This is a genomic window from Streptomyces wuyuanensis (assembly GCF_900103455.1).
In the GTDB taxonomy this organism is placed as follows: Bacteria; Actinomycetota; Actinomycetes; order Streptomycetales; family Streptomycetaceae; genus Streptomyces; species Streptomyces wuyuanensis.
In genome coordinates this window covers 107,788-128,224 of record NZ_FNHI01000027.1, presented here as the reverse complement: position 1 = coordinate 128,224, position 20,437 = coordinate 107,788, and the positions used below count along the sequence as shown (strand labels likewise).

Here is a 20,437-nt window from a genome sequence, read left to right as displayed (position 1 = left end):
GTCAGAGACCTGTAAGGGCTTCTGTGCATGTCCCGGAAGGGGCCTCAAAGACCTCGTAATGCGTAGGTCTCGGGTTCGAATCCCGAAGGCGGCTCCATTCTTGCCCAGGTCAGACAGTGTCTGGCCTGGGCTTTTCTGTTCCCGTGCTGATTTCCCGTCAGGTCGAGCGACGATGGGATGGGTAGGGGAGCGCGAGGGGAGCGCATCGAAATCCTTGGATCACGACCGTGTACTCGTGGCTGAGTTCCATGTCCGTGCGATGGCCACACCTGAACCATCCGGGGTTCGGTGGGTCCCATCCTCTCCGGGGTGAGGCCATGGCACGGTGCGGCCCCTACCGAGAGCTGACGTGCTTCTTCGCGAGTCGGGATCGCCATGCCCAGCTGGTGAGCCCGCCGACGGCGAGGGAGACGACGATGGCACCCCAGTCGATGACGTGGGGGAGGCCGGGAAAGAAGGCGAAGAAGGCGAGGCCTGCGGCCGCACCGACGAGGAAGGCGATGATGCCGGCGCGGCGGCGCCTGGTTTCCCAGTCGGGGTCTTCGTTCGTGGGCTGAGTGCTCATGTGCGGCTCACTTCGTGATGTGGTGGCACTGGCTGACCCGGCGGACACCGTTGATGTTCAAGTGGGCGCATGCCTTGCCGTAGTGCGGAAGCTTCTGGGGTGCGTTGTTCCGCATCGGGTCGATCTTGCACTCGGTGTGGGTATTGCCGCGGGAGGTGCGGTACGTCTTGTTGCCGGTGTTCGCGTAGGTGAAGTCGATCCGCCAGTTGCAGAAGCCGGCGTTGAGGGCTCCGACGAATCCGCAGTCGACGCCAGCGTTCTGGTAGGTGATGTCCTTGCCCTGGCCGCGAATGATGTGGCTGAACATGCAGCCGGTGGGGACCTTCATGGTGACGCCACCGACCTGGTAATCGAAGCTGGCCACGGGTGTGGACCCGATGGCGGTGGCGTGCGCCTGTGCCGGGGATAAGAGCGCGAGTACGGATGCCGCGGCGACAGTTGTTGTGGTTCGGGCCATGAGGTGAGCGAACATGCTTGGTGCTCCTTCGGGTGGGTGTCCCTGCAGAGCGGATAACGCCCCTTGAACGGCCCTTGTATCGTCCCGGTGCGACGGTCCACTACGAAGAGTGATCAACAGATTGGAGTGCTGACCGGCTGTTGGGGCTGGAAGGGAGAGATCGGACGCGTGAGCGCTAGGTGAGTGGACTGGCCGTTCCCCGCGACCGGGTCGGGCTGCCGTGGCCTGTGGGAGAGCGACGGAGTCGGGGCCGACGACCTTGGAGTCAGGCCCTCGTGCTCAAATCGGTACCGGGCGACGACGTGGTGCGCGACTGGCCGCGTGACGCCGCCGGCTTCGGCACCCCCCTTCCGCCTCACCCTCCCACCATCTGACAGCCGTCGACGTCGTCCCCGTCGCCCGCGAGACGGACCCGGGCGATCTTCCCGTGTCGGAGCGGCTCGTCCCTGCGGTCGGGCCGCACCAGATGAACGCCGAGCCGCTCGGTGAGGTAAGCCTCGAACTCCCTCCCCGCGAAGCCCTTGACCGCGAGAATCACCTGCCCGGCCCGCACGAGGCGGTGGTCGCGTTCCGGCAACGCGGCCGTCATCTCCCGCTCTCCGATCTTCGGATTGGCCAGGCACCAGCTGACGGGCATGCCCTCGGCGGTGGTGAGGAGGTAGAGCCGAAAGCCCCAGAAGAAGCGGGAGTGGCTGCGGCAGCCGTAGCCGGCATGTCCGGCCAGATCGGAGCGGGACGGTCTCGCGGCAGGCGGCGCACGGCAGTGGCGTGGAGTCGATCAGCCGCTTGTTGTAGGCGGATTGCTGGGGCAGGTAGCGAAAGAGGTGCCGAGTCGGGCGTGGGCGAAACGGATCCAGTCCCTGGTGGAGTGAAAGCCGAGCAACACTTGGGCAATTGCCGGGCACAGCAGTTCGGAGTCCGCTTCGGGGGTCGCCCGATCCGGCGGCGTGCCGGCAAACCGGGCCCGGACGTGGCAGGCAGCGGCTGACGCTTGTCGAGTCTCCCGTGGACGGGGCGCGGCGTGGGTCAGATCTTGATCACGCGGATGCCGGGGCCGCACAGAATGAGGAGATCCTCAGGGTCCGACGTGAGGACGGTCACAGGGGTGGGAGAGGCGAAGGCGGTGGCAGCGACGATTGCGTCGAGGGCGTATTTGTGGCCGTGCAGGCCTGCTGAGGCGAGGAGCTTGCTTGCGTGGCGGGCGATGGCTTCGGTGGGCGGGATGACGTTCACGCGTGAGACGGCGTAGTCGAAGCGGGCCTGGTCGGTCTTGGGATCGCGTGCTTCGACGAGGGTGACGGAGCTGATGACGATGCGGATGTCTTCGCCCTCGGCTGCCGCCAGCCACTCGGTGAGTTCAGGCGTGCGCCGTACGAGTTTGGACAGGCCCTCGCAGTCCAGGACGAGCGTGCCGCTCACGCGGCGTCCGCCGAGCCGGCCGTGTCGCCCCGCAGCATGGCTCGCTTGGCCTCGACCGCAGCTTGGTCGACCGGACCGTGTTCGGCCTCCGCGTCTTCGATGAGTTCGTGGAGTCGGTCCCGCTCCAGTTGGCGCTGAATGAGGGCTTCGACGTAGGCGGAGATGCCTCTCTTGCCGGTACGGGCCTTGAGGGCCGCGATGGTGCCTTCATGGAGAGAAACGGATACCGGCCGGACGGGTCCTTCGCCGGGAGCGGGGGAGGTGACCATGGCACCACTTTAACAAGAGTTTTATTATTCGGCTCAGGCGATTCTTTGTTTCCGGTGCCCGTCCGGGGTCGGGGTGGCGGGTTGGTGTGGGGGAAGGGGCATCGGTGATCGACAAGTGGACCGAAATGTCCCGGGCCTTGGCGTGCGAGGGGTTGTTCGCGAGTGGGTGGACGTGGATCTGGAGGCGGTGAATCGCGCGCTCGCACTGAGCCGGACAGGGAGGCGGGGGTGTGCGGCGCGGGCGACATCGCCCGTTCGGCTCTCCCGTCAGGTATTCGAACAGGCGTATCATTCTGGTCGTGGCCGATTACGACTTCCCCGACGATCTGCGCGACGCCCAGCTGCGCCTTCACCAGGCCCGGTCCGCGTACCGCGCGCTGTGCCGGGAGCTGCCGTGGTCGGTCGAGCCCGCCGGGGGGTGGACGGGGGAAGAGGGGCACTACTCCAGCTACCGCCGCGAGTTCCCGGAGAGCCCGGGATGGAGCGAGGAGCAGAGGGCCGAGGAGGCCCGGCTGCGCGAGCTCGTGCTGACGCTGTCGATCGAGGTGTCGACCCACCCGTACTGGGCGGCGCTCACCGGGCCGGACGTGGTGAAGGCCCGCATGGCGCTCAAGCACGCAGAGCATGTCGGGGCCGAGAGCGTCGGGGCCGCGCCCGCCCGGGCCGACGACACGGTTGCCGCGAGCGGTTCCGGAAGGGACGGCACCGGGCACGAGGCCGCCGGGGACGGCACCGGGCACGAGGCCGCCGGGGACGGTGTCGGGCGCGAGGCCGGCGGTGACGGTTCCGGTCGCGAAGCCGGCGGAGACGGCGCCGGAAGGGACGGCACCGCGCAGGATTCGGCCGGGGACGGTTCCGGCGGGGCGCCGCCGATGAGTTCCGCCGCGGCGTGATCGGGGCAGGGGTCCATGTCCGACCTGTCGCGCTCCGAGCGCATCAGGCTCAACGAGGGCTTGCGCGACTGGCTCGCCTACCAGTTGAGGCAGACCGAGCGCACCCTCGACGAGCTGAAGCGCGAGGAGGAGGAAGACCGCAGGCGCCGTGAGGTCGCCAGGATCGAGATGTCCTGGAAGCTGCAGCCCGCCCGAGTGGAGGGCGCCCAGCCCATGCTGCACCGGGGGAACTGCGGGCTGTACCGAACGCAGCTCGGCTACCTGGACAAGGAGCACGTCGTGATCGCCCTGGAGGAGTTCCCGGAGTTGGTGATGTGCGAGGTGTGCGCGCCGTGGGGCAGCCTCGGCATCCCCCGGCCGCCCGGGCAGCCGGGGGAGTAGCCGCGCGGCGCGTCGGGGCGGAGCGCCCGGCCGAGCGTTTCGCGCCCGGCGGGCCGGCGCGAAGTCCCGGACCCCGGGGCCTACCACCGCCCGGGCCCGGCTGCGATCACGACGGGAGCGGCGCACGCTGGATGCATGGCTCCGCCGATCGTCGTGCACCGGCCGTCCCCCTCCGGCGGGCGGCGGGTCACCGTGCGGGGGGAGATCCTCGGTCTCGCCCACGACGACAAGGACGTGATCGAGTTCCTCCGCCGCGCGGGTCTCCCGGACGCCTGGGACCTCCTCGACGACCCGAACTGGGTCGAGTGGCGCGGCGGTCAGGCGCACCAGTGGCACGCGGCGTGAACCGGACGCGTGCCGGCCGGACGCCCGGGTCCCTCAGCGCGGGCGCCGAGTGCCCCGCCCCACACCCATGTGGGTGAAGCCGGCGGAGAGCAGGGCGGCGGGATCGAGCAGGTTGCGGCCGTCGAGCAGAAGAGGGTTCCGCATGAGGCGGGCGGCGGCCGTCCAGTCGACGTCCGTCAGCTCGGGCCACTCGGTGACCAGGATCGCCGCGTCCGCGTCGGTCATCGCGCCGAGTGGGTCGGGCCGGCGGGTCGCCGAGGACCAGGGTTCCTGCCGGCCGTCGGTGTGCGGGGCCATCGGGTCCCAGCAGGTGACCGTGGCGCCCTCGGCGAGGAGCCGGGAGGCGATGATCGTGCTGGGGGCCTCGCGCATGTCGTCCGTACCGGGCTTGAAGGTCATGCCCAGCAGGGCGATCCGGCGGCCCTTCAGACCGTCGAGCTCGGTCTTGAGCCGCTGGATGGCTCGTCTCGGCTGGAGTTCGTTCACCTCGATGACCGCGTTCAGCAGTTGGAACGGGTAGCCGGAGTTGCTGGCCATGGCGCGCAGCGCGCGGGAGTCCTTCGGGAAGCACGAGCCGCCGTAGCCGAGGCCCGCCCTCAGGAAGTGCGGGCCCAGCCGGTGGTCCAGGCCGACGGCGCGGGACACGTGCCCGATGTCCGCGCCGGTCGCCTCGCAGACGGTCGCGATCTCGTTGATGAAGGTGATCCTCGTGGCGAGCAGGGCGTTGGAGGCGAGTTTGACCATCTCGGCCGAGGCGACGTCCATCAGCTCGACCGGGGAGTCCAGCCGTCCGTAGAGGTCCGCCACCCACCGGGCCACGGCGTCGTCCGAGGCGCCGATCACGACGCGGTCGGGGCGCAGGAAGTCCTCGACCGCCCTGCCCTCCGCGGTGAACTCGGGGTTCGAGGCGTATCCCACGTGGCCGAGGTCCCGCTCGTCGAGGGCGGCCCGTACGCGCGCACCCGTGCCGACCGGCACCGTGCTCTTGACGACGACCGCGACGAGGTGAGAGGCGCCGCGCAGGGCGTCCACGACCGCCCAGACGCGTGAGAGGTCGGCGTCGCCCGAGGCGGTCGGCGGCGTGTCGACGCAGACGAAGACCGCTTCGGCGTCGCGCACGGCCTCCTCCACGTCCAGCGTGAAGGCCAGCCGCTCCTTGTTGCGGGTGATCAGATCGCCCAGTCCCGGCTCGAAGAAGGGCACTTCGCCGGAGTTCAGCAGTCTGATCCGCTCGGGCTGGATGTCACGTACGACGACCCGGTGACCCAGCTCCGCGAAGCACGCTCCCGTGACCAGGCCGATGTAGCCCGCGCCGAAGACAGCGATTCTGCGGGACGCGCCAGTCATCAATGGTTTCCATTCTCTTGTTCCTCGTGGGACGCCGTCCCCCTCCCCGGGACGGGGTCAGGCGCGGCGCCCCTTGTTCCTGGGGTGGTTGCGGGCGGTGCGCTCGTTGCCGAACTTGTACGAGCCCGTCCAGCGCGCCATCACCTCCTGGGCGTCGCCGGACTCCACCTCCTCGGCGAACTGAGCGGCACGGTTGCCGCGCAGCGTCGCGGCCTTCCGGCGGCGATGGGTGATGACGATGGTGCCGTCGGCGCGGGCTTCGTAGCTGAAGCCGGAAGGGCTCGGCATGAGCGACCTGCCTCGTTTCTCGGGTCTCGGGTTGCTTGCGCGGGGCTTTCACGAGCCTGCCGTCAGGCCGTGTCGCCCGTTCTGGTCAGTGCCCAGGAGGAGCGCACCGGCAACACACGGGGGACGGCGCCTTCCTCCTCCGCCAGCATGCCGCGGGCGAAGAGCCGGACAAGCGGGTGCAGCCGGTACGCGTGTTCGCCGTGCCGGCCCGCCACTTCGGCCCAGTGGACGGCGGCGAGGTCGGCGAGCAGCTCCTCGGCCTCCTCGGTACCGGTCCCCAGGGCGCGCGCGGCCGTGGCGGCGGGCACTGGATTCGGGCCCAGCGCCGAGTGGAACCGCAGCGCCCGGCGGGCGGCGGGCTCGAGCCGGCGGTACGCGTCCATGAGGCGGTCGCGCAACGACAGGTCGGAGAAGGCGAGTTCGGCCAGGGTCCGGTCGGGGTCGGTGAGCCGGTCGGCGTGTCGGGACAGCGTCCACTGCGGCCGGGCCGCGACCTTCGAGCCGACGATGCGCAGGGCGAGCGGCAGCCCGGCGCAGGCGTCGACGAGGGCGGTCGCAGAGGCGGGTTCGGCGCCGGTTCGGGAGCGGCCGGCCAGCTTCTCGAACAGGGTCCGCGACTCGGGAGGCGCGAGCGGCGTCAGTACCGTACGGCTCACTCCCTCCAGCGCGTACAGCCCCGAGCGGCTGGTGATCAGCACCGAGCAGCCGTCGGTCACCGGCAGCAGCGGACGCAGCCGGCGTTCGTCGGCCGCGTCGTCGAGCACCAGCAGCAGCCGCCTGTCCGCGGTACGGGTGCGCCAGGCGCGGATGCGCTCGTCGAGGGCGGCCGGGACGAGGGGCGCCGGAACGCCCACCAGGCGCAGCAGTTCGCCGAGCGCGTCCGCCGGCTCAAGCGGCTCGGGGCCGGAGCCGCGCAGGTCGAGGTGGATCTGCCCGTCCGGGTAGGAGCGCCTGACGCGGTGCGCGGTCTGGAGCACCGCGGCCGTCTTGCCGATGCCGGGCATGCCGGTCACCACGTGGACCGCCTGGTCGGGCCGGCGCGGGCGGCGACCGGTCAGCGCCGTGCCCAGCCGCATGACCTCCTGGTCCCGCCCCGTGAAGTCCGCGGGCGCGGGCGGCAGTTCGGCCGGCGCCTGGTGCCGGTCCGCGCGTCCCGGCGAGGGTGTGGCCGGTGCCGGTGGAGGCACCACCCGCGGAACCGGGGCCGCAGGAGACTGCGCGGCCGCTGCCACGGCCGGCGGGGGTGATGCGGACGCCTCCGGCGCGGCGTCCCGCGGGAAACGCGGCAGCAGCGACGGGTGTCCGGTCAGCAACGCCTGGTGCAGCCGACGCAGTTCGGCCGAGGGCTCCAGGCCCAGCTCGTCGGCGAGCGTGGCCCGGGCGGCCCGGTAGGCGGCGAGCGCGTCGGCCTGCCGCCCCGACCGGTACAGCGCGGTCATCAGCTGGCCGCGCAGCCCCTCTCGCAGCGGATCGGCGGCGATGAGCGCGATGAGTTCGGGGATGAGCGCGGAGTGCCGTCCCAGCTCCAGGTCGGCGTCGATGCGCCGTTCCAGGTTGACGAGGCGTTCTTCCTCCAGCCGGTCGCGCTCGGCGTCGGCGAGCGGATCGCAGACCCCGCCCAGTGCCGCGCCCCGCCAGATGGCGAGGGCGCGGCGCAGTTCACGGGCGGCGGTCGCCGGATCGCCCGCGGCCAGGGCCTCGGTTCCGCGTGCCGCCCGCTTCTGGAACTCCAGCAGGTCGACGCGCACGCCCTGTTCCGGCAGCCTGATGAGATAGCCCGGGCGGCGGCGTTCCACCGCGATGCCGGGGCCCAGCAGATGGCGTACGCGGGAGGCGTACGTGTGGAGCTGGGCCGGGCAGGTGGCGGGCGGTCGGTCGTCCCAGAGCAGCGTGGTCAGTCTGGTGTCGCTGACCACCCGGCCCCGGGCGAGGAGCAGCGCGGCCAGCACCGTGCGGGGCTTGGGCCCGCCCAGTCTGACCGGAGTGCCGCCGCGGTGGGCCTCGACCGGACCGAGCAGGTTCAGATGCAGCGTCTCCGCGGAGGTCACCGTGGTCACGGGCCCCATATGTTGCCGTTCCTCGCCTCGTCGGCGGGCTTGCCGTGCGAGCGGTCGGCCACGGTCGCGGCCCGGTGGTCCGTGGACGCCCCCGCGCCACCCACCGCCCCGGCCACCGCTCCGGCCCCCACGAGGACGGCGGAGAGCGCGGCCGCCGCGAACGCCGTCTTGCGCTTGGCACGGTTGAAAGTCTGCATGGGTCCCCCCTGGACGCATCGGCTGAGCTGTGTGATCCGGGTGCGCCGTCCGACCGTGTCGGACGGTTATGAGCGCCTTCGCCCGTCGACCGGCGCTCTGTCCCGGTGAGACCACTCTGCTCGGGACCGACGGGCTTGCCCAGAGGTTTCCCGTGTCCTCGTCCTGCAATGGCAGGACGAGGACACGTCCGCCGACCGGACGCGTCCCCGGGCCGGACGCGTCCCCGGGCCGGAACGCCCAGCCGGGCGCCCGCACCGCCCGGAGCGGCCGGCGGCTGCCCACCGGCCGTGCGCCCGCACCGCGCCCCGGTGCCCGTGGTCAGCCCTCCAGGCCCAGCAGCTCCACCAGCAGCGTCAGCGGCATCGCCGAGACCCTCCTGAACCGCAGGCCCCCGGTCGTGCAGCGCCGCAGCACCGTGTCGGCGGCACGTTCCGACTCGGTGAGCGTGAGATGGGAGAGGAAGAGCACGACATCGAGGGGCGGTGCCGTGTCCCGGGGAAGTGCCCCTGCGGACGGCGGCGCCGGCTGGACATAGATGTGCTCCACCCCGTCGCCGGGACGGGCCGCCTCCGACAGGAGGACCCGCACGTCGGCCGGGGAGAGGTGCGCCGGGGATTCCAGCCGGACGTCTACGAGGTACACGGCCGCCCCGCCGCGCAGCCGGGCCGGAGGACCGTGCCAACCGCGGCGCCTGTGTTTCCGGCTCCCGCGCAGCTGGTGACAACCCTGTCCCCGAGGCCGGAAACGCTGCCGTCCGGATTCGGCCATCGCGTAGAGTGTGCGGCCGCATCCACGTCCGTGACCACGGGCGCGGAAGTGCTGTGCGGTGCGATCCACCGCCGCCCTGGGGGAGGGGAAACATGCTTGGTCGATTGGGGATCGGCCCGGATGAAGAAGCGGTCTACCGCGTGATGCTCAAGGACGGGCCGGGGGCCGTTTCCGGCCTCGCGGAGGCTTTGGGATGGCCGGAGGAGCGGGCGCGTTCGGCCTTGGACCGGCTGGCCGCGCTGTCCCTCGTACGGCCTTCGGCGGACGGCGGTCCCGGCCGCCCCGTCGACCCGGAGCTCGGCCTGACGTCGCTGCTCGCCAGCCAGGAGACCGAACTCCTGGAGCGGGAGCGGCAGATCAGGGCGAGCCGGGTCGCGGTGGCCGGGATGCTCGCCGACATCCGTGCCACCGGCGGGCAGGACGTCACCGAGGTGCAGAAGCTGCGGTCCATGGACCAGATCCAATCGAAGATCGAGCATCTGGCCGGGACCTGTACCAGCGAGATAGCGGCGTTCGTCCCGGGCGGCGGCCAGAGCGAGGCCCACCTGGAGGCCGCCCGGCCGCTGGACACCTCGACCAGCGACCGGGGGGTACGGCTCCGGTACATCTTCCTCGACAGCTGTCGCAACTCCCCCGCGACCAGGGAGTACGTGGCCTGGCTGGGGGAGCGCGGAGGACTGGTGCGCACCGTGCCCCGGCTGCCGCTGCGCATGCTCATCTACGACCGCAGCAGGGCGATCGTGCCGATGGACCCGGCCGCGGCCGACATGGGGGCGCTGGTGCTGAACGGCACCGGAGCGCTGACCGCGCTGCTCGCCCTGTTCGAGCAGACCTGGCAGCAGGCGCAGCCGCTCGGCGAGAGCGCCGCCGACGCGGTGGCCGGCACCGAAGGCCCGCTGACCCCGCCGGAGCGGGCCGTGCTCGATCTGCTCACGGAGGGGCTGACGGACGAGGCCATCGCCCGCCAACTGGGCGTTTCGGTGCGGACCATACGGCGCGTCACCGCCGATCTGATGCAGCGTCTCGGCGCGCGCAGCCGGTTCGAGGCGGGCGTGCTCGCCACCAGCAAGGGCTGGGTGAACCTGTGACCGCCGACCTCCCACGACCGCCGACACCCGACGCGACACGCCTGCCCCCGATCCCGTTGCTCCTCCGCCGAACGGTGCCAGTGGGTTCTACATTTCCTCTGCACCCGCGAGTTGCAGGCCCTCCAGGCCTACGTCCGGCCGGGTGCGGAACCAGTCGATCGTCGCGGTCAGCCCGCGCTCCGTCGTGAACTGAGCGGTCCAGCCGAGTCCTTCGCGCGCCTTCGTGGTGTCGGGTCGGCGGACCGACGGATCGTCAGTGGGGCGCGGCACGTGCACGATGTCGGAGGTGGACCCGGTGAGCTCCCGGATCCACTCGGCGAGCCTGAGGACCGAGATCTCCTCCTGGTTCCCGAGGTTGACCGGTCCCGCCAGGTCCGACTCCGTCATCCGCACGATGCCGTCGATCAGATCGGGGACGTAGCACAGCGAGCGGGTCTGCGAGCCGTCGCCGGCTACGGTGATCGGCTGCCGAGCGAGTGCCTGCCGGATGAAGGTGGGCACGGCGCGGCCGTCGTGGGCGCGCATCCTCGGTCCGTACGTGTTGAAGATCCGGACGATGCCGGTGTCGACGCCGTACGTGCGGCGGTACGCCGTCGTGATCGCCTCGGCGTACCGCTTGGCCTCGTCGTACACCGAACGCGGACCGACCGGGTTGACGTTGCCCCAGTAGGTCTCCGGCTGGGGGTGCACCAGCGGGTCGCCGTACGTCTCCGAGGTGGAGGCGAGGACGAACCTCGCCCCCTTCTCGCGCGCCAGGTCCAGCAGGTGCCGGGTGCCTTCGGAACCCACCCGCAGGGTCTCCAGGGGCAGTTCGAGGTAGTCGACGGGCGAGGCCGGCGAGGCCAGGTTCAGCACGGCGTCGACCGGACCCTCGATCGCCGGCGGACCCGCCGTGACATCGGCCTCGACCAGCCGGAACGCGTCACCGACGAGATGGGCCACGTTCTCCGGGGACCCGGTGACGAAATTGTCCACGCAGAAGACCTGCCAGCCGTCCGCGAGCAGCCGTTCGCACAGATGCGAGCCCAGAAATCCCGCACCGCCTGCCACCACCGCTGTTCTCGTCATCGTTGTTTTCCTCCCCGGAATCGCACGGTACACCCGTGGCGGAGTTCCATGAGTCCCCCCGCTTCTTTTGGGATTTGACCGCAACGGACCGGCTCCTGCAAGCGTGTGTATTTCACGGCCGGGGGGCCCGTGAGTTCCTCATACGGCATGTGAGATCTTCATGCCCGGCCGGCGGATGGTTTTCTCATGCCCAATCGGTGAGCTCGGCACTACCGGACCGCAGGGGCGTTCACAAGAATCGAGGAGTCAACAGCGGAGAACGGGGCCGGCGCACTTCCGCCGCGAATCCGGAAATCCCGCAGCTCCTATTCGAGGGGAAGTCCACCGTGACCGAGAACAGCATCACCGCCGCGAATGTCGAAGAGCTGATCGCGAAGAACATCGCGGAGCGGTTCGCCGACGACCACGAGGTGCTCGGCCTCTCCCAGCACTTCCGCCGCGAGGGCTACGTCAAGCTCCCCGGCCTGGTCTCCCCGGAGGTCTTCGACGCGGTCGCCGCGGAGACCCACCAGCTGATCGACACCCACCAGAAGCGCATCGACATCCGTCTCAAGGAGACGGGGGACTCCCCGCGCTACATGTCCACCGTCGGTCAGAAGGCGATCGCCACCGACGGCTCGCTGATCCCTGCCGTCTACGAGTCCACCGCGCTCAAGGGCTTCCTTTCCCGCCTCGCCAAGGAGGAGGTCATGGGCTGCCCGTGGGACGAGGAGAAGTACATCATCACCCGCCAGCACCAGAAGGGCGACACCCACGGCTGGCACTGGGGCGACTTCAGCTTCACCGTCATCTGGCTGATCGAGGCCCCGTCGCTGGAGTACGGCGGCATGCTGCAGTGCATCCCGCACACCGACTGGAACAAGGACGACCCGCGCGTCGAGGACTACCTGCAGAAGCACCCGATCCGCAGCTACGGCCACGCCAAGGGCGACCTCTACCTGCTGCGTTCGGACACCACCCTGCACCGCACGGTCCCGCTGAACGCCGACAGGACCCGCATCATCCTCAACACCTGCTGGGCCAGCCGCGCGGACCAGCAGAAGGCGACCACCCACGAGACCATGAACGCGATGTTCGACTGACCCGGACCGGGTGCGAACAGAAAAGGCGACGGACGATGGCCAGGATGCCTGCCACGCTTTCGATCACCGCGATGGTGCCCTGTTTCAACGAGGAGGAATGCATAGAGCAGGCATACCTGCGCATCAAGGAGGAGGTGTACCGTTACGGGGATGCCGAAATCCTCTTCGTCGACGACGGCAGCACGGACGGCACTCTCGGCATCATCAAGCGCATAGCCCGCGAGGACCCGCGCGTCAGCTTTATCTCGTTCGCCCGCAATTTCGGACTCGAATCGGCCTTCACCGCCGGCTTCTCGTACGCGTCGAAGGAATGGACCGTACAGCTCGACGCCGATCTGCAGTCGCCGCCCGAAGAACTCCACAAGCTCGTCCGGCGGGCCGTGGAGGACGACCACGACGCGGTGTTCGCGGTCCGGACCGGCCGGCAGGACCCCTGGTACCGCCGGCTGGGCACCGTCGGCCACCAGGCCATCGCCACCCGGGTCCTCGGCATCGAACTCCCGGTCCACGCCTCGGTGTTCCGGGTGGTGCGCACCTCGGTGGCGCGCAAGGTCGCCGAATGCAAGGTCAGCACCCCGTACTTCATCGCGACGCTGCCCCTGATCGGCGCGAGGTACACCACGGTGGAGACGGCGCACTCGCCGCGCGCGGCGGGGCGGCCCAAATGGTCGCTGGGGAAGCTCTTCCGGCACGCCGCCGACCTCTTCGTCGGCTTCTCCTACCGGCCGCTCGCCCTGATCTACCTCGCGGCGCTGGGCGCGGCGGCGGCGGCCACGGCCCTGGCGGCGGCCGGCAGCGGCGTCCAGCCGCTGGCGCTGGCCTCGGTCCTGCTGCACGCGGCCGGCCTGGGCGCGCTCGCCCTGCTCGCCCGCTACATGGTGCGGATCATGCGGGGCAGCGCCGGACTGCCCCGCTACCAGATCCGCGAGGCCAACGTGCCCGTCCGGCCGCAGGACGACCTCTACGCCTACCGAAACGAGTCCACCGGCCGGGCGGCGCCCGCGCCACTGCTCCAGACAGGGAACCTGCCATGACAAAGCCTCACATCCTCGTGCTGGGCGGAGGCGAGGACCAGCTGCCCGCCTACCACGAGGCGCGCCGCCTCGGGTACGGAGTCGTCGGCGTCGACCAGCGCCCGGACGCCCTCGGTGCCTCCGCCGCCGACCTCTTCCTGTGCATGACGACGCGGGATCCGGAGCGGATCGCCGCCATGGTCGGCCACCTCGACATCGCCGCGGTGATCTCGCCGGCGAGCGACGCCGCCCAGGAGTCGGTGGCCGAGCTGAGCCGGCTGCTGAGGACCCCGCACCAGCCGGCACCGGACGCGGTCCGGGCCTCGGTCGACAAGGGGTACTTCCACGAGGTGCTGGAGCGGCTCGGGCTGCCCACGTACGCCTACATCCAGTCCGCGGACCCGGTGGAGCTGCGGCTCGCCGCCGCTGCCCTGCCGCTGCCCGTGATCGTGAAGCCGAGCGACTCCTCCGGCAGCAAGGGCGTCCAGGTCGTCGCCGACCAGGCCGCGCTGCCGGAGGCCGTCGCCGAGGCACAGAGGTACTCCTTCTCGGGCGAGGTGATCGTCGAGGAGATGCTGCTCGGGCGGCACCTTTCCGCCGAGGCGTTCCTCCGCGACGCCAAGCTGGCGACGATCGCGGTCACCGAGCGCAGCACCACCGGCGCACCCCGCATGATCACGACCGGGCACATGGTCCCGGCCGAACTGGCGCCGGCCACCGAGATCGCCCTGCGCTCCATGGTCATGGACGTCTGCGGTGCCCTCGGACACACCGACGGCCCGGTCAACTTCGACTTCGTGGTCGACCGCACCGAGGAGATCCGCTTCATCGAGATGGGCGCCCGGCTCGGCGGCAACGGAATGCCCCTGCTCGTCCGGCACGCCTACGGCATCGACACCTACGAGGCCGCGCTCCGCCTCGCACTGGGCCTGCCCTTCGAACTGCAGGCGCGCCACGACAAGAAGACGGCGCTGCAGATCCTGACCACCGACACCGACGGCATCCTGCGCACCGTCGAGGGCGCCGACGAGGTCCGCGCCCTGCCGCAGACCGCCGAGCTGAGGCTCTTCGCGGGCCCGGGCAGCCGGGTGCGGCGCTACACCCAGGCGGGTCACAAGCTCGGCTATCTGCTGCTGGTCGCCGACAGCTACGGCGAGCTGCGGGAGGCGCAGGCCAGGGCGAGGTCCCTGCTCCGCTTCGGCGTGGAGCCCGACACACCGCCCGCCCCCGCACCCGCCCAGGCGGACGCGGCCCCCATCCGCACCGATCTGCTTACGGAGAAGCGTTGACCACGCTCCGGCGCCATGCGCCCTTCCTGACACTGACCGCACTCAGCCTCGTGTTCGCCGGCATCGTCTGGTTCGCGATGCCGCACGACCGCGAGGTCAAGAGCCTCGCCATCATGCTCTTCAAGCTGGTGCCCTTCGTCCTCGCCGCCGAGGCGATCGCCCAGCTCGACCCGGAGTGGGCCAAGAAGCTCAGGCTGCACCTCGTCGTGCCGCTGTGCTTCCTGCTGTACTTCATCTACTTCGTGCCGAAGATCTTCTTCTATGCGGAGAACCACCCCGAGCTGTACTACTACGTCCTGACCCTGACGCCTTTCCTGATCCTCACCTTCGCCTTCTGCTTCCGGATCGGCGGCGGTGCGGCCCATCTGGTGCGCCGGCTCGCCTACGCGATGCTGCTGCTGATGCTCTCGGGGCTGGAGGACCTCGCCTATCTCACGGTCAACGACCACACCGACCCGCAGTGGCAGACCATCCCCGAGGTGTGGACCTGGGCCTCCCACATGACGGTCCGGCTCGGCCACCCGGCCAGCAAGTACGAGGCGTTCGCGATGATCATCACGCATGTCGTGCTCGCCCTGTTCGTACTGCTCGCCCCGACCCGCTGGTTCAGCGCGCTCGGCCGGTTCCTCCCGCGCCGATCCGCCGTGTCCCGCACCGCCGCCTGACGGCCGCGCCGCCGAAGGGGAGATGACGAGATGTTCCTCCGAGAGGCCTGGTACGTGCCCGTCACGTTCGCCCGGCAGTACGGTTCCCGGCGCTCGCTGCGCCGGCGGCAGCTCTCGCAGCTGAACCGGATGCTCGCGCACGCCCGGGCGCGGGTCCCGTACTACCGGGACAGCCCCGACTACCGCACCGGACCGCTGCGCTCCCTCGAGGAGGTGGCGAAGCTGCCGGTCATCGACAAGGAGGTCCTGCGGGGGCGGTCTCTGGAGGAACTCCTCGCGGACGGGGTGGAGCCGGGCACCGTGCCCACCTTCCGCACCAGCGGCTCCACCGGACGCCGGGTCACCGTCGTCCACGACACGCGCAGCCACGATTACCACATGGCCGCGTGCGTGCGCCGGTTCCTGGCCACCGGGCGCTACCTGCCGACCGACCGGCTCTCGCACATCAGACCGTTCGCGCCGCCCTCGCGCGGCTTCCAGAAGGCCGGTCTGTTCCGCCGCCATGTGCTGCTCACCGACCGGCCGATGGACGAGATCAAGGCCGAACTGCTCGAAGCCCGGCCGCAGGTGATCATCGGGTATCCGGTGCATCTGCGCGCCCTGCTGCGGGCGCTGGACGCGGCCGAACTCACCGCGCTGCGGGCCGCGCTGAAGCTGGTGATGACGGAGTCCGAACTGCTCGTGCCGGAGCACCGCGCGCTGCTGGAGCGGGAGTTCGGGGCGCCCGTGCACGACGAGTACTCGGCGTTCGAGGTGCTCAACATCTCTTACGAGTGCGCGCACCAGCGGGCCCATCTCGCCGAGGACAGGCTCCTCGTGGAGATCCTCGGACCTGACGGGCAGCCCCTGCCCGACGGCACCGAGGGGCGGGTGGTGGTGACCGCGTTCATGGAACGCGCGATGCCGCTGGTCCGCTACGAACTGGGCGACGTCGGACGGATCGACACCGACCCCTGCCCGTGCGGCCGCCGCTTCAGGACCCTGCGGCTGACCGCGGGCCGCGTCAACGACGCGGTGCTGCTGCCCACCGGCCGCCAGCTGTACCCGGACACCTTCCTGCACCTGGCCGCGACCTTCCCGGGCATCGCCGAGTGCAGCGTCGTCCAGGACCGCGAGGGCTCGGTCCGGCTGAACGTGGTCCCGTCCGGGCCGCTGTCCGCATCCGCATGGGACGAACTGGCCGCCGGGGTACGGGACCGGCTGCGCACCGTGGCCGGCTGCGACTTCCCCCTGGAGGTCGTCCGCACGGACAGCGTCGAGATCACGGCGGGCGGCAAGGGCCGCTTCGTCACCTCCGAGGCGGTGGTGCCCCGGCCGGCCCGCACCGCACCGGCATGACGGCGCCGTCCGGCGGGCCGGGCCGGCGCCCCACCGCCCGGTCGCTCACCTCCCTGCTCGCCGGACGCACCGCCTTCCGGCTGGCGCTGCTCGGAGCCAACGCGGCGCTGCTCGCGAGCTGGGGGGAGCAGGCGTACGAGCCCTACGCCGCGGCCATGGGCACGGCACAGGTGCTCACCACCCTCACGACGCTCGGGATCGAGAAGTCCGCGCTGAAGCTCGTGCCCAGGGCGCGGCGCACCGGGCCGCAGCTCGTCACCGTCCTGCTGGTGTCCGCGCTGCTGCTCGCCGGGGCGGCCGTCCTCTGGCTCGGCTGCGCGGCGCTGTTCGTACCGGCCGGGGACACGGGCATGCTGAGACTGCTCGCAGGTCTCTACGCCGCGCTCCTCGGACTGAACACCGTCCTGGTCGGGCTCTGCCGGGCCCTGGACAGGAACCGCGCGGACGTCCTGAACTTCGCGGCGCTCTCGCTGGTCATCGCCACGGGGGCCGGGGGAGCGAGCCTCCTCGGCTGGGGGCCGACGGCCTTCACCGGCTGGATCCTCGGCGGCACCGCCCTGCTCAACCTGGCCCAGCTGCCGGCCCTGTACCGGGCCGCAGGCCGGCCGGTACGCGGCGGGATCACCCGGCCCGTGGTGTCCACCTCCGTTTTGATGGCCTGCGGTGACATCGCCGCCGCCGGCACGGTCAGTCTGCTCTTCGCGATGCTCGGCGCCTCACGGCACCACGAGCAGACCGGCCATCTGTACCTGATGGTCCTCGCCTCGTCCGTGCTGCTGAACGGCTTCGGCTATCTGCTGCGGCTCTTCCAGCCGCATGTGTCCCTGACCCTCCGGTCGGTCGACCCCGCCTCGCTGGACCGCCGGGTGGTGCGGCGTCTGCTGCCCGTGGCGGCCGTGGGAGCGGTGTGGACCGCGGGGGCCCTGTGGCTGGCGCGGTCGGCCGAACAGGCCGCGCTCGTCGCGCCGCCGGTCGCCGTCCTGCTGCTGTACGTGCTGTGCGTACCGCTGTTCTTCGCCGTCGGCAGTCTCAACTACCTGCTGGAGAACGCGACCCCGCGCACCCTGCGGGCCACCGCGGTGAGTGCGCTGGCCGGACTGGTCTGCGCCGTCCTGCTCGGCCTGGTCCTCGTACCGGCGCTCGGCGCGCTCGGCGCGGTGGCCGCGCTCGCCTCGGGCGAGGTGGCCCACGCCGTGCTCGCACGCCTTCTGCTCAGGAGCCCCCGCCACGGCCGCGCGCCTTCCGAAGGGGCTTCGAAGGCACGCACCACCCCGTCCACGAAGCCCGCCGCACCCGCCGCGGTGCCGACCGACCTTGGAGCCCCCCGATGAAGGAACTTCCGTCGTCACCGGCGGGAACGCCCGCCTGGCGCGGCATCGTCTACCCTCTGCTGATCTCCGCCGCGGCCGTCGGCGTGCTCGTCGCCGCCCTCGGGTTGGGCCTCGGGGTGCCGGACCCGGGCGGGACGGGCGGTGCCGGCGGCGGGCCGCCCGCCCCCGGCAGTCACGCCGGCGGGACCGTGCTCCGGGTCGTCGCCGCACTCGCCGCGGTGGCCGCCGTCGCCACGGCGGGCGGTTGGCTGGCCCGCAAGCTCGGGCAGCCCCCGGTCATCGGGGAGATCGCCACGGGCCTGCTGCTCGGACCGTCCTTCCTGGCCGGGGTGTTCCCCGGCTCGACCGAACTGTTCCATCCGGCCGCGGCGAAGCCGTTGCTCGGGCTGCTCGCGCAGGTCGGACTGATCCTCTTCATGTTCGCCGTCGGCTCCGAGTTCGACGCCTCCCAACTGCGCCGCAGCGGACGGGTCGTGGTCGCGGTCAGCCAGGGCAGCATGATCATCCCCTTTGTCCTGGGAGTGCTGTCCGCGGCCCTGGTGTACCGGGAGTTCGCCGCGGGCGGCATAGGGTTCGTCCCCTTCGCGATCTTCCTCGGCACGGCGATGAGCATCACAGCCTTCCCCGTGCTCGCCCGGATCGTGCAGGAGTCGGGCCTCGCCCGCCACCCGCTCGGCACCATGGCCATGACCTGCGCCGCCGCCTGCGATGTGATCGCCTGGGGCGCCCTGGCCACCGCCATGGCCGTGGCGACCGCGGGCAGCGTCTGGGGAGCGGGCGGCACCGTACTGCTCGCCGCGGCGTTCGCCGCGTTCGTGCTGATCGCGGGCCGCCCCCTGGTGCGCGCCGCCGACCGGTGGGCGGACCGGGCCCGGGTGTCGTCCGCGGCCCGGCTGCTCGCCCTGCTGCTGCTCGCCTTCTCGCTGGCCTGGGTCACCGACCTGATCGGCGTCCACTCCATCTTCGGCGCGTTCCTCGCCGGAATGCTGGTCCCGCACCGCCCGGGAACCGCCCTGACCACCGTCCAGACCCGGCTCGACTCCGTGAACCGCAGACTGCTGCTGCCGATGTTCTTCGTGTCCGTCGGCATGACCGTGGACCTCACCCAGGTGACCGGCCACGCCGGGCTGCTGCTCGCCGGGGTCGTCGCGGTCGTCACGGCCGTCGTAGGGAAGCTCGCCGGGACCGCGGTCACCGCACGCACCGCGGGGCTGCCCTGGCGGACGTCGCTCGGTCTCGGCGTGCTGCTCAACGCCCGCGGCGTCACCGAGATCGTCGTGCTCCGCGCCGGTCTGGACGCCGGGCTCATCAATCAGAACGCGTTCACCGTGCTGGTCGTGATGGCGGTACTGACCACGGTGATGACGGGACCCGCGCTGCAACTGCTGAAGCTCACCCGCCGGCCGGACGCCGGCACCGTCCACGAGGGGACGGCCCCCTCGTCCCCGCCCGCGGCCGAATCCGCCGCGGCCACCCCCGCCAAGGAAATGGAACCGGCATGAACCTCGCCTCTCCCGCCCCCGTCTCCCTCGTCACCGGAGGCGCCGGCTTCATCGGATCCCATGTGGCCCGCGAACTGCTCGCCGCAGGCCACCGCGTGATCGTCCTCGACGACCTCAGCGGCGGTGTGCGCGGCAACGTCCCCGAGGGCGCCGAGTTCCGGCACGGCAGCGTCTGCGACCCCGAGGTGGTCGACGCCGTCTTCGCCGCGCACCGCGTCGACTACGTCTTCCACCTCGCCGCGTACGCCGCCGAGGGACTGAGCCACTTCATCAAGCGCTTCAACTACATGAACAACGTGGTCGGCAGCGTCAACCTCATCAACGCGGCGGTCAACGCGGGCACGGTCAAGTGCTTCGTGTTCACCTCGTCCATCGCGGTCTACGGCGCCAACCAGCTGCCGATGAGCGAGGACCTGGTGCCCGCGCCCGAGGACCCGTACGGCATCGCGAAGTTCTCCGTCGAACAGGAACTGCGGGTCACCCACGAGATGTTCGGCATGCCGTACATCGTCTTCCGGCCGCACAACGTGTACGGCGAGTACCAGAACATCGGCGACCGCTACCGCAACGTCATCGGCATCTTCATGAACCAGGCGCTGCGCGGCGAGCCGTTCACGGTCTTCGGCGACGGGGAGCAGACCCGCGCCTTCAGCTACATCAAGGACGTGGCGCCCTCCATCGCCCGCTCCGTGGAGATACCCGAGGCGTACAACGAGGTCTTCAACGTCGGCGGCGACCACGTCTACAGCGTCAACCGCATCGCGGCCGCCGTCTGCGACGCCATGGGCGTGGAACTGCGCGTCAACCACCTGCCGGAGCGCAACGAGGTGCGCGACGCCTACGCCACCCACGAGAAGGCCCGCAAGGTCCTGGGCACCGGCGAGCAGCCCGTCGGGCTGGAGGAGGGCATCGGCCGCATGGCGGCGTGGGTCAGGGAGGTGGGCCCGCAGGAGCCCTCGGTGTTCTCCGGCATCGAGGTGGTACGGAACCTGCCGCCGTCGTGGCGGGCGGCACTGGAGGAGCGCCGCGCGATCTGAGGAGCGCCGTTCCCGGCACCGGCCGGCCGGCGGGGAG

General features: G+C 71.1%; 22 protein-coding genes and 1 pseudogene. 12 read left to right on the top strand and 11 right to left on the bottom strand.

Annotated elements, in window-relative coordinates; translation table 11 throughout:
• Nucleotides 1-334 precede the first annotated feature (334 nt).
• From BLT82_RS31420 to BLT82_RS31400, 5 genes and pseudogenes are all read right to left on the bottom strand, one after another.
• On the bottom strand, nt 335-565 hold the full coding sequence (locus BLT82_RS31420; RefSeq protein ID WP_093660997.1) for a hypothetical protein: 231 nt from the start codon (nt 563-565) through the stop codon (nt 335-337).
• A gap of 7 nt (nt 566-572) precedes the next feature.
• On the bottom strand, nt 573-929 hold the full coding sequence (locus BLT82_RS31415; protein WP_244529797.1) for a hypothetical protein: 357 nt from the start codon (nt 927-929) through the stop codon (nt 573-575).
• Nucleotides 930-1,428: 499 nt separating this feature from the next.
• Nucleotides 1,429-1,941 (bottom strand): annotated as a pseudogene (locus BLT82_RS31410) (IS982 family transposase); the annotation flags it as partial.
• Nucleotides 1,942-2,048: 107 nt separating this feature from the next.
• Nucleotides 2,049-2,441, bottom strand: coding sequence for a type II toxin-antitoxin system VapC family toxin (locus tag BLT82_RS31405; RefSeq protein ID WP_093660995.1), 393 nt, complete (start codon nt 2,439-2,441; stop codon nt 2,049-2,051).
• Entirely contained in the window at nt 2,438-2,710 is a 273-nt protein-coding gene (locus BLT82_RS31400) for a hypothetical protein (protein ID WP_093660993.1), read from the bottom strand. Before BLT82_RS31400 ends, BLT82_RS31405 begins: the two co-directional genes overlap by 4 nt.
• Nucleotides 2,711-3,009: 299 nt before the next feature.
• Here BLT82_RS31400 and BLT82_RS31395 point away from each other — a divergent pair, with 299 nt between their 5' ends.
• The 3 genes from BLT82_RS31395 to BLT82_RS31385 all read left to right on the top strand — a co-directional run bounded on the left by BLT82_RS31395 (nt 3,010) and on the right by BLT82_RS31385 (nt 4,329).
• Nucleotides 3,010-3,603 (top strand): hypothetical protein, encoded by a 594-nt coding sequence (locus BLT82_RS31395; protein ID WP_093660991.1) that lies wholly within the window; start codon nt 3,010-3,012, stop codon nt 3,601-3,603.
• 15 nt (nt 3,604-3,618) lie between these two features.
• Nucleotides 3,619-3,984 carry a DUF6233 domain-containing protein gene (locus tag BLT82_RS31390; RefSeq protein ID WP_093660989.1) on the top strand — a complete coding sequence of 122 codons (366 nt, stop codon included), beginning with the start codon at nt 3,619-3,621 and terminating at the stop codon, nt 3,982-3,984.
• Nucleotides 3,985-4,119: 135 nt separating this feature from the next.
• Complete coding sequence (locus BLT82_RS31385) at nt 4,120-4,329, top strand: hypothetical protein (RefSeq protein WP_093660987.1); 210 nt, start codon at nt 4,120-4,122, stop codon at nt 4,327-4,329.
• A gap of 33 nt (nt 4,330-4,362) precedes the next feature.
• Here BLT82_RS31385 and BLT82_RS31380 read toward each other — a convergent pair whose 3' ends face one another.
• The 5 genes from BLT82_RS31380 to BLT82_RS31360 form a co-directional block, all read right to left on the bottom strand.
• The gene (locus BLT82_RS31380; RefSeq protein ID WP_093660985.1) at nt 4,363-5,676 is read right to left on the bottom strand and encodes a UDP-glucose dehydrogenase family protein; all 1,314 of its coding nucleotides are present in this window, start codon (nt 5,674-5,676) and stop codon (nt 4,363-4,365) included.
• Between the two features lie 57 nt (nt 5,677-5,733).
• Complete coding sequence (locus BLT82_RS31375) at nt 5,734-5,964, bottom strand: hypothetical protein (protein ID WP_093660983.1); 231 nt, start codon at nt 5,962-5,964, stop codon at nt 5,734-5,736.
• 62 nt (nt 5,965-6,026) lie between these two features.
• A complete protein-coding gene (locus BLT82_RS31370) occupies nt 6,027-8,030 on the bottom strand; it encodes an AfsR/SARP family transcriptional regulator (protein ID WP_093660981.1) in 2,004 nt (667 codons plus the stop codon).
• A complete protein-coding gene (locus tag BLT82_RS31365) occupies nt 8,018-8,218 on the bottom strand; it encodes a hypothetical protein (protein ID WP_093660979.1) in 201 nt (66 codons plus the stop codon). Before BLT82_RS31365 ends, BLT82_RS31370 begins: the two co-directional genes overlap by 13 nt.
• 319 nt (nt 8,219-8,537) lie before the next feature.
• On the bottom strand, nt 8,538-8,861 hold the full coding sequence (locus BLT82_RS31360) for a hypothetical protein (RefSeq protein ID WP_093660977.1): 324 nt from the start codon (nt 8,859-8,861) through the stop codon (nt 8,538-8,540).
• A gap of 218 nt (nt 8,862-9,079) precedes the next feature.
• Here BLT82_RS31360 and BLT82_RS31355 point away from each other — a divergent pair, with 218 nt between their 5' ends.
• The gene (locus BLT82_RS31355) at nt 9,080-10,075 is read left to right on the top strand and encodes a helix-turn-helix transcriptional regulator (RefSeq protein ID WP_093660975.1); all 996 of its coding nucleotides are present in this window, start codon (nt 9,080-9,082) and stop codon (nt 10,073-10,075) included.
• A gap of 87 nt (nt 10,076-10,162) precedes the next feature.
• On the opposite strand, the gene BLT82_RS31350 is transcribed toward BLT82_RS31355, so the two are convergent.
• Complete coding sequence (locus tag BLT82_RS31350; protein WP_093660973.1) at nt 10,163-11,143, bottom strand: UDP-glucuronic acid decarboxylase family protein; 981 nt, start codon at nt 11,141-11,143, stop codon at nt 10,163-10,165.
• Between the two features lie 326 nt (nt 11,144-11,469).
• On the opposite strand from BLT82_RS31350, the gene BLT82_RS31345 reads away from it, so the two are divergent.
• From BLT82_RS31345 to BLT82_RS31310, 8 genes are read left to right on the top strand one after another with little or no spacing between them, the layout of a single operon-like run.
• The gene (locus tag BLT82_RS31345; protein WP_093660971.1) at nt 11,470-12,225 is read left to right on the top strand and encodes a HalD/BesD family halogenase; all 756 of its coding nucleotides are present in this window, start codon (nt 11,470-11,472) and stop codon (nt 12,223-12,225) included.
• Between the two features lie 44 nt (nt 12,226-12,269).
• Nucleotides 12,270-13,259 carry a glycosyltransferase family 2 protein gene (locus tag BLT82_RS31340; protein ID WP_244529793.1) on the top strand — a complete coding sequence of 330 codons (990 nt, stop codon included), beginning with the start codon at nt 12,270-12,272 and terminating at the stop codon, nt 13,257-13,259.
• A complete protein-coding gene (locus tag BLT82_RS31335; RefSeq protein ID WP_093660967.1) occupies nt 13,256-14,527 on the top strand; it encodes an ATP-grasp domain-containing protein in 1,272 nt (423 codons plus the stop codon). Before BLT82_RS31340 ends, BLT82_RS31335 begins: the two co-directional genes overlap by 4 nt.
• Nucleotides 14,524-15,192 carry a hypothetical protein gene (locus BLT82_RS31330; protein ID WP_093660965.1) on the top strand — a complete coding sequence of 223 codons (669 nt, stop codon included), beginning with the start codon at nt 14,524-14,526 and terminating at the stop codon, nt 15,190-15,192. The genes BLT82_RS31335 and BLT82_RS31330 overlap by 4 nt, the downstream gene beginning before the upstream one ends.
• Before the next feature lie 30 nt (nt 15,193-15,222).
• Nucleotides 15,223-16,530 (top strand): phenylacetate--CoA ligase family protein, encoded by a 1,308-nt coding sequence (locus BLT82_RS31325; RefSeq protein WP_093660963.1) that lies wholly within the window; start codon nt 15,223-15,225, stop codon nt 16,528-16,530.
• Nucleotides 16,527-17,861: a hypothetical protein gene (locus tag BLT82_RS31320; RefSeq protein ID WP_093660961.1), complete on the top strand. Its 1,335-nt coding sequence runs from the start codon at nt 16,527-16,529 to the stop codon at nt 17,859-17,861. Before BLT82_RS31325 ends, BLT82_RS31320 begins: the two co-directional genes overlap by 4 nt.
• On the top strand, nt 17,858-19,363 hold the full coding sequence (locus BLT82_RS31315; protein ID WP_093660959.1) for a cation:proton antiporter: 1,506 nt from the start codon (nt 17,858-17,860) through the stop codon (nt 19,361-19,363). The genes BLT82_RS31320 and BLT82_RS31315 overlap by 4 nt, the downstream gene beginning before the upstream one ends.
• Nucleotides 19,360-20,400, top strand: coding sequence for an NAD-dependent epimerase/dehydratase family protein (locus BLT82_RS31310; protein WP_093660957.1), 1,041 nt, complete (start codon nt 19,360-19,362; stop codon nt 20,398-20,400). The genes BLT82_RS31315 and BLT82_RS31310 overlap by 4 nt, the downstream gene beginning before the upstream one ends.
• Nucleotides 20,401-20,437 lie beyond the last annotated feature (37 nt).

Excerpts from the sequence above, each read along its gene's own strand:
- BLT82_RS31420 (WP_093660997.1), bottom strand. The coding sequence starts at position 565 with ATGAGCACTCAGCCCACGAACGAAGACCCCGACTGGGAAACCAGGCGC.
- BLT82_RS31400 (WP_093660993.1), bottom strand. The coding sequence starts at position 2,710 with ATGGTCACCTCCCCCGCTCCCGGCGAAGGACCCGTCCGGCCGGTATCC.
- BLT82_RS31390 (WP_093660989.1), top strand. The coding sequence starts at position 3,619 with ATGTCCGACCTGTCGCGCTCCGAGCGCATCAGGCTCAACGAGGGCTTG.
- BLT82_RS31385 (WP_093660987.1), top strand. The coding sequence starts at position 4,120 with ATGGCTCCGCCGATCGTCGTGCACCGGCCGTCCCCCTCCGGCGGGCGG.
- BLT82_RS31380 (WP_093660985.1), bottom strand. The coding sequence starts at position 5,676 with ATGACTGGCGCGTCCCGCAGAATCGCTGTCTTCGGCGCGGGCTACATC.
- BLT82_RS31375 (WP_093660983.1), bottom strand. The coding sequence starts at position 5,964 with ATGCCGAGCCCTTCCGGCTTCAGCTACGAAGCCCGCGCCGACGGCACC.
- BLT82_RS31370 (WP_093660981.1), bottom strand. The coding sequence starts at position 8,030 with ATGGGGCCCGTGACCACGGTGACCTCCGCGGAGACGCTGCATCTGAAC.
- BLT82_RS31365 (WP_093660979.1), bottom strand. The coding sequence starts at position 8,218 with ATGCAGACTTTCAACCGTGCCAAGCGCAAGACGGCGTTCGCGGCGGCC.
- BLT82_RS31355 (WP_093660975.1), top strand. The coding sequence starts at position 9,080 with ATGCTTGGTCGATTGGGGATCGGCCCGGATGAAGAAGCGGTCTACCGC.
- BLT82_RS31350 (WP_093660973.1), bottom strand. The coding sequence starts at position 11,143 with ATGACGAGAACAGCGGTGGTGGCAGGCGGTGCGGGATTTCTGGGCTCG.
- BLT82_RS31340 (WP_244529793.1), top strand. The coding sequence starts at position 12,270 with ATGCCTGCCACGCTTTCGATCACCGCGATGGTGCCCTGTTTCAACGAG.
- BLT82_RS31335 (WP_093660967.1), top strand. The coding sequence starts at position 13,256 with ATGACAAAGCCTCACATCCTCGTGCTGGGCGGAGGCGAGGACCAGCTG.
- BLT82_RS31325 (WP_093660963.1), top strand. The coding sequence starts at position 15,223 with ATGTTCCTCCGAGAGGCCTGGTACGTGCCCGTCACGTTCGCCCGGCAG.
- BLT82_RS31320 (WP_093660961.1), top strand. The coding sequence starts at position 16,527 with ATGACGGCGCCGTCCGGCGGGCCGGGCCGGCGCCCCACCGCCCGGTCG.
- BLT82_RS31315 (WP_093660959.1), top strand. The coding sequence starts at position 17,858 with ATGAAGGAACTTCCGTCGTCACCGGCGGGAACGCCCGCCTGGCGCGGC.
- BLT82_RS31310 (WP_093660957.1), top strand. The coding sequence starts at position 19,360 with ATGAACCTCGCCTCTCCCGCCCCCGTCTCCCTCGTCACCGGAGGCGCC.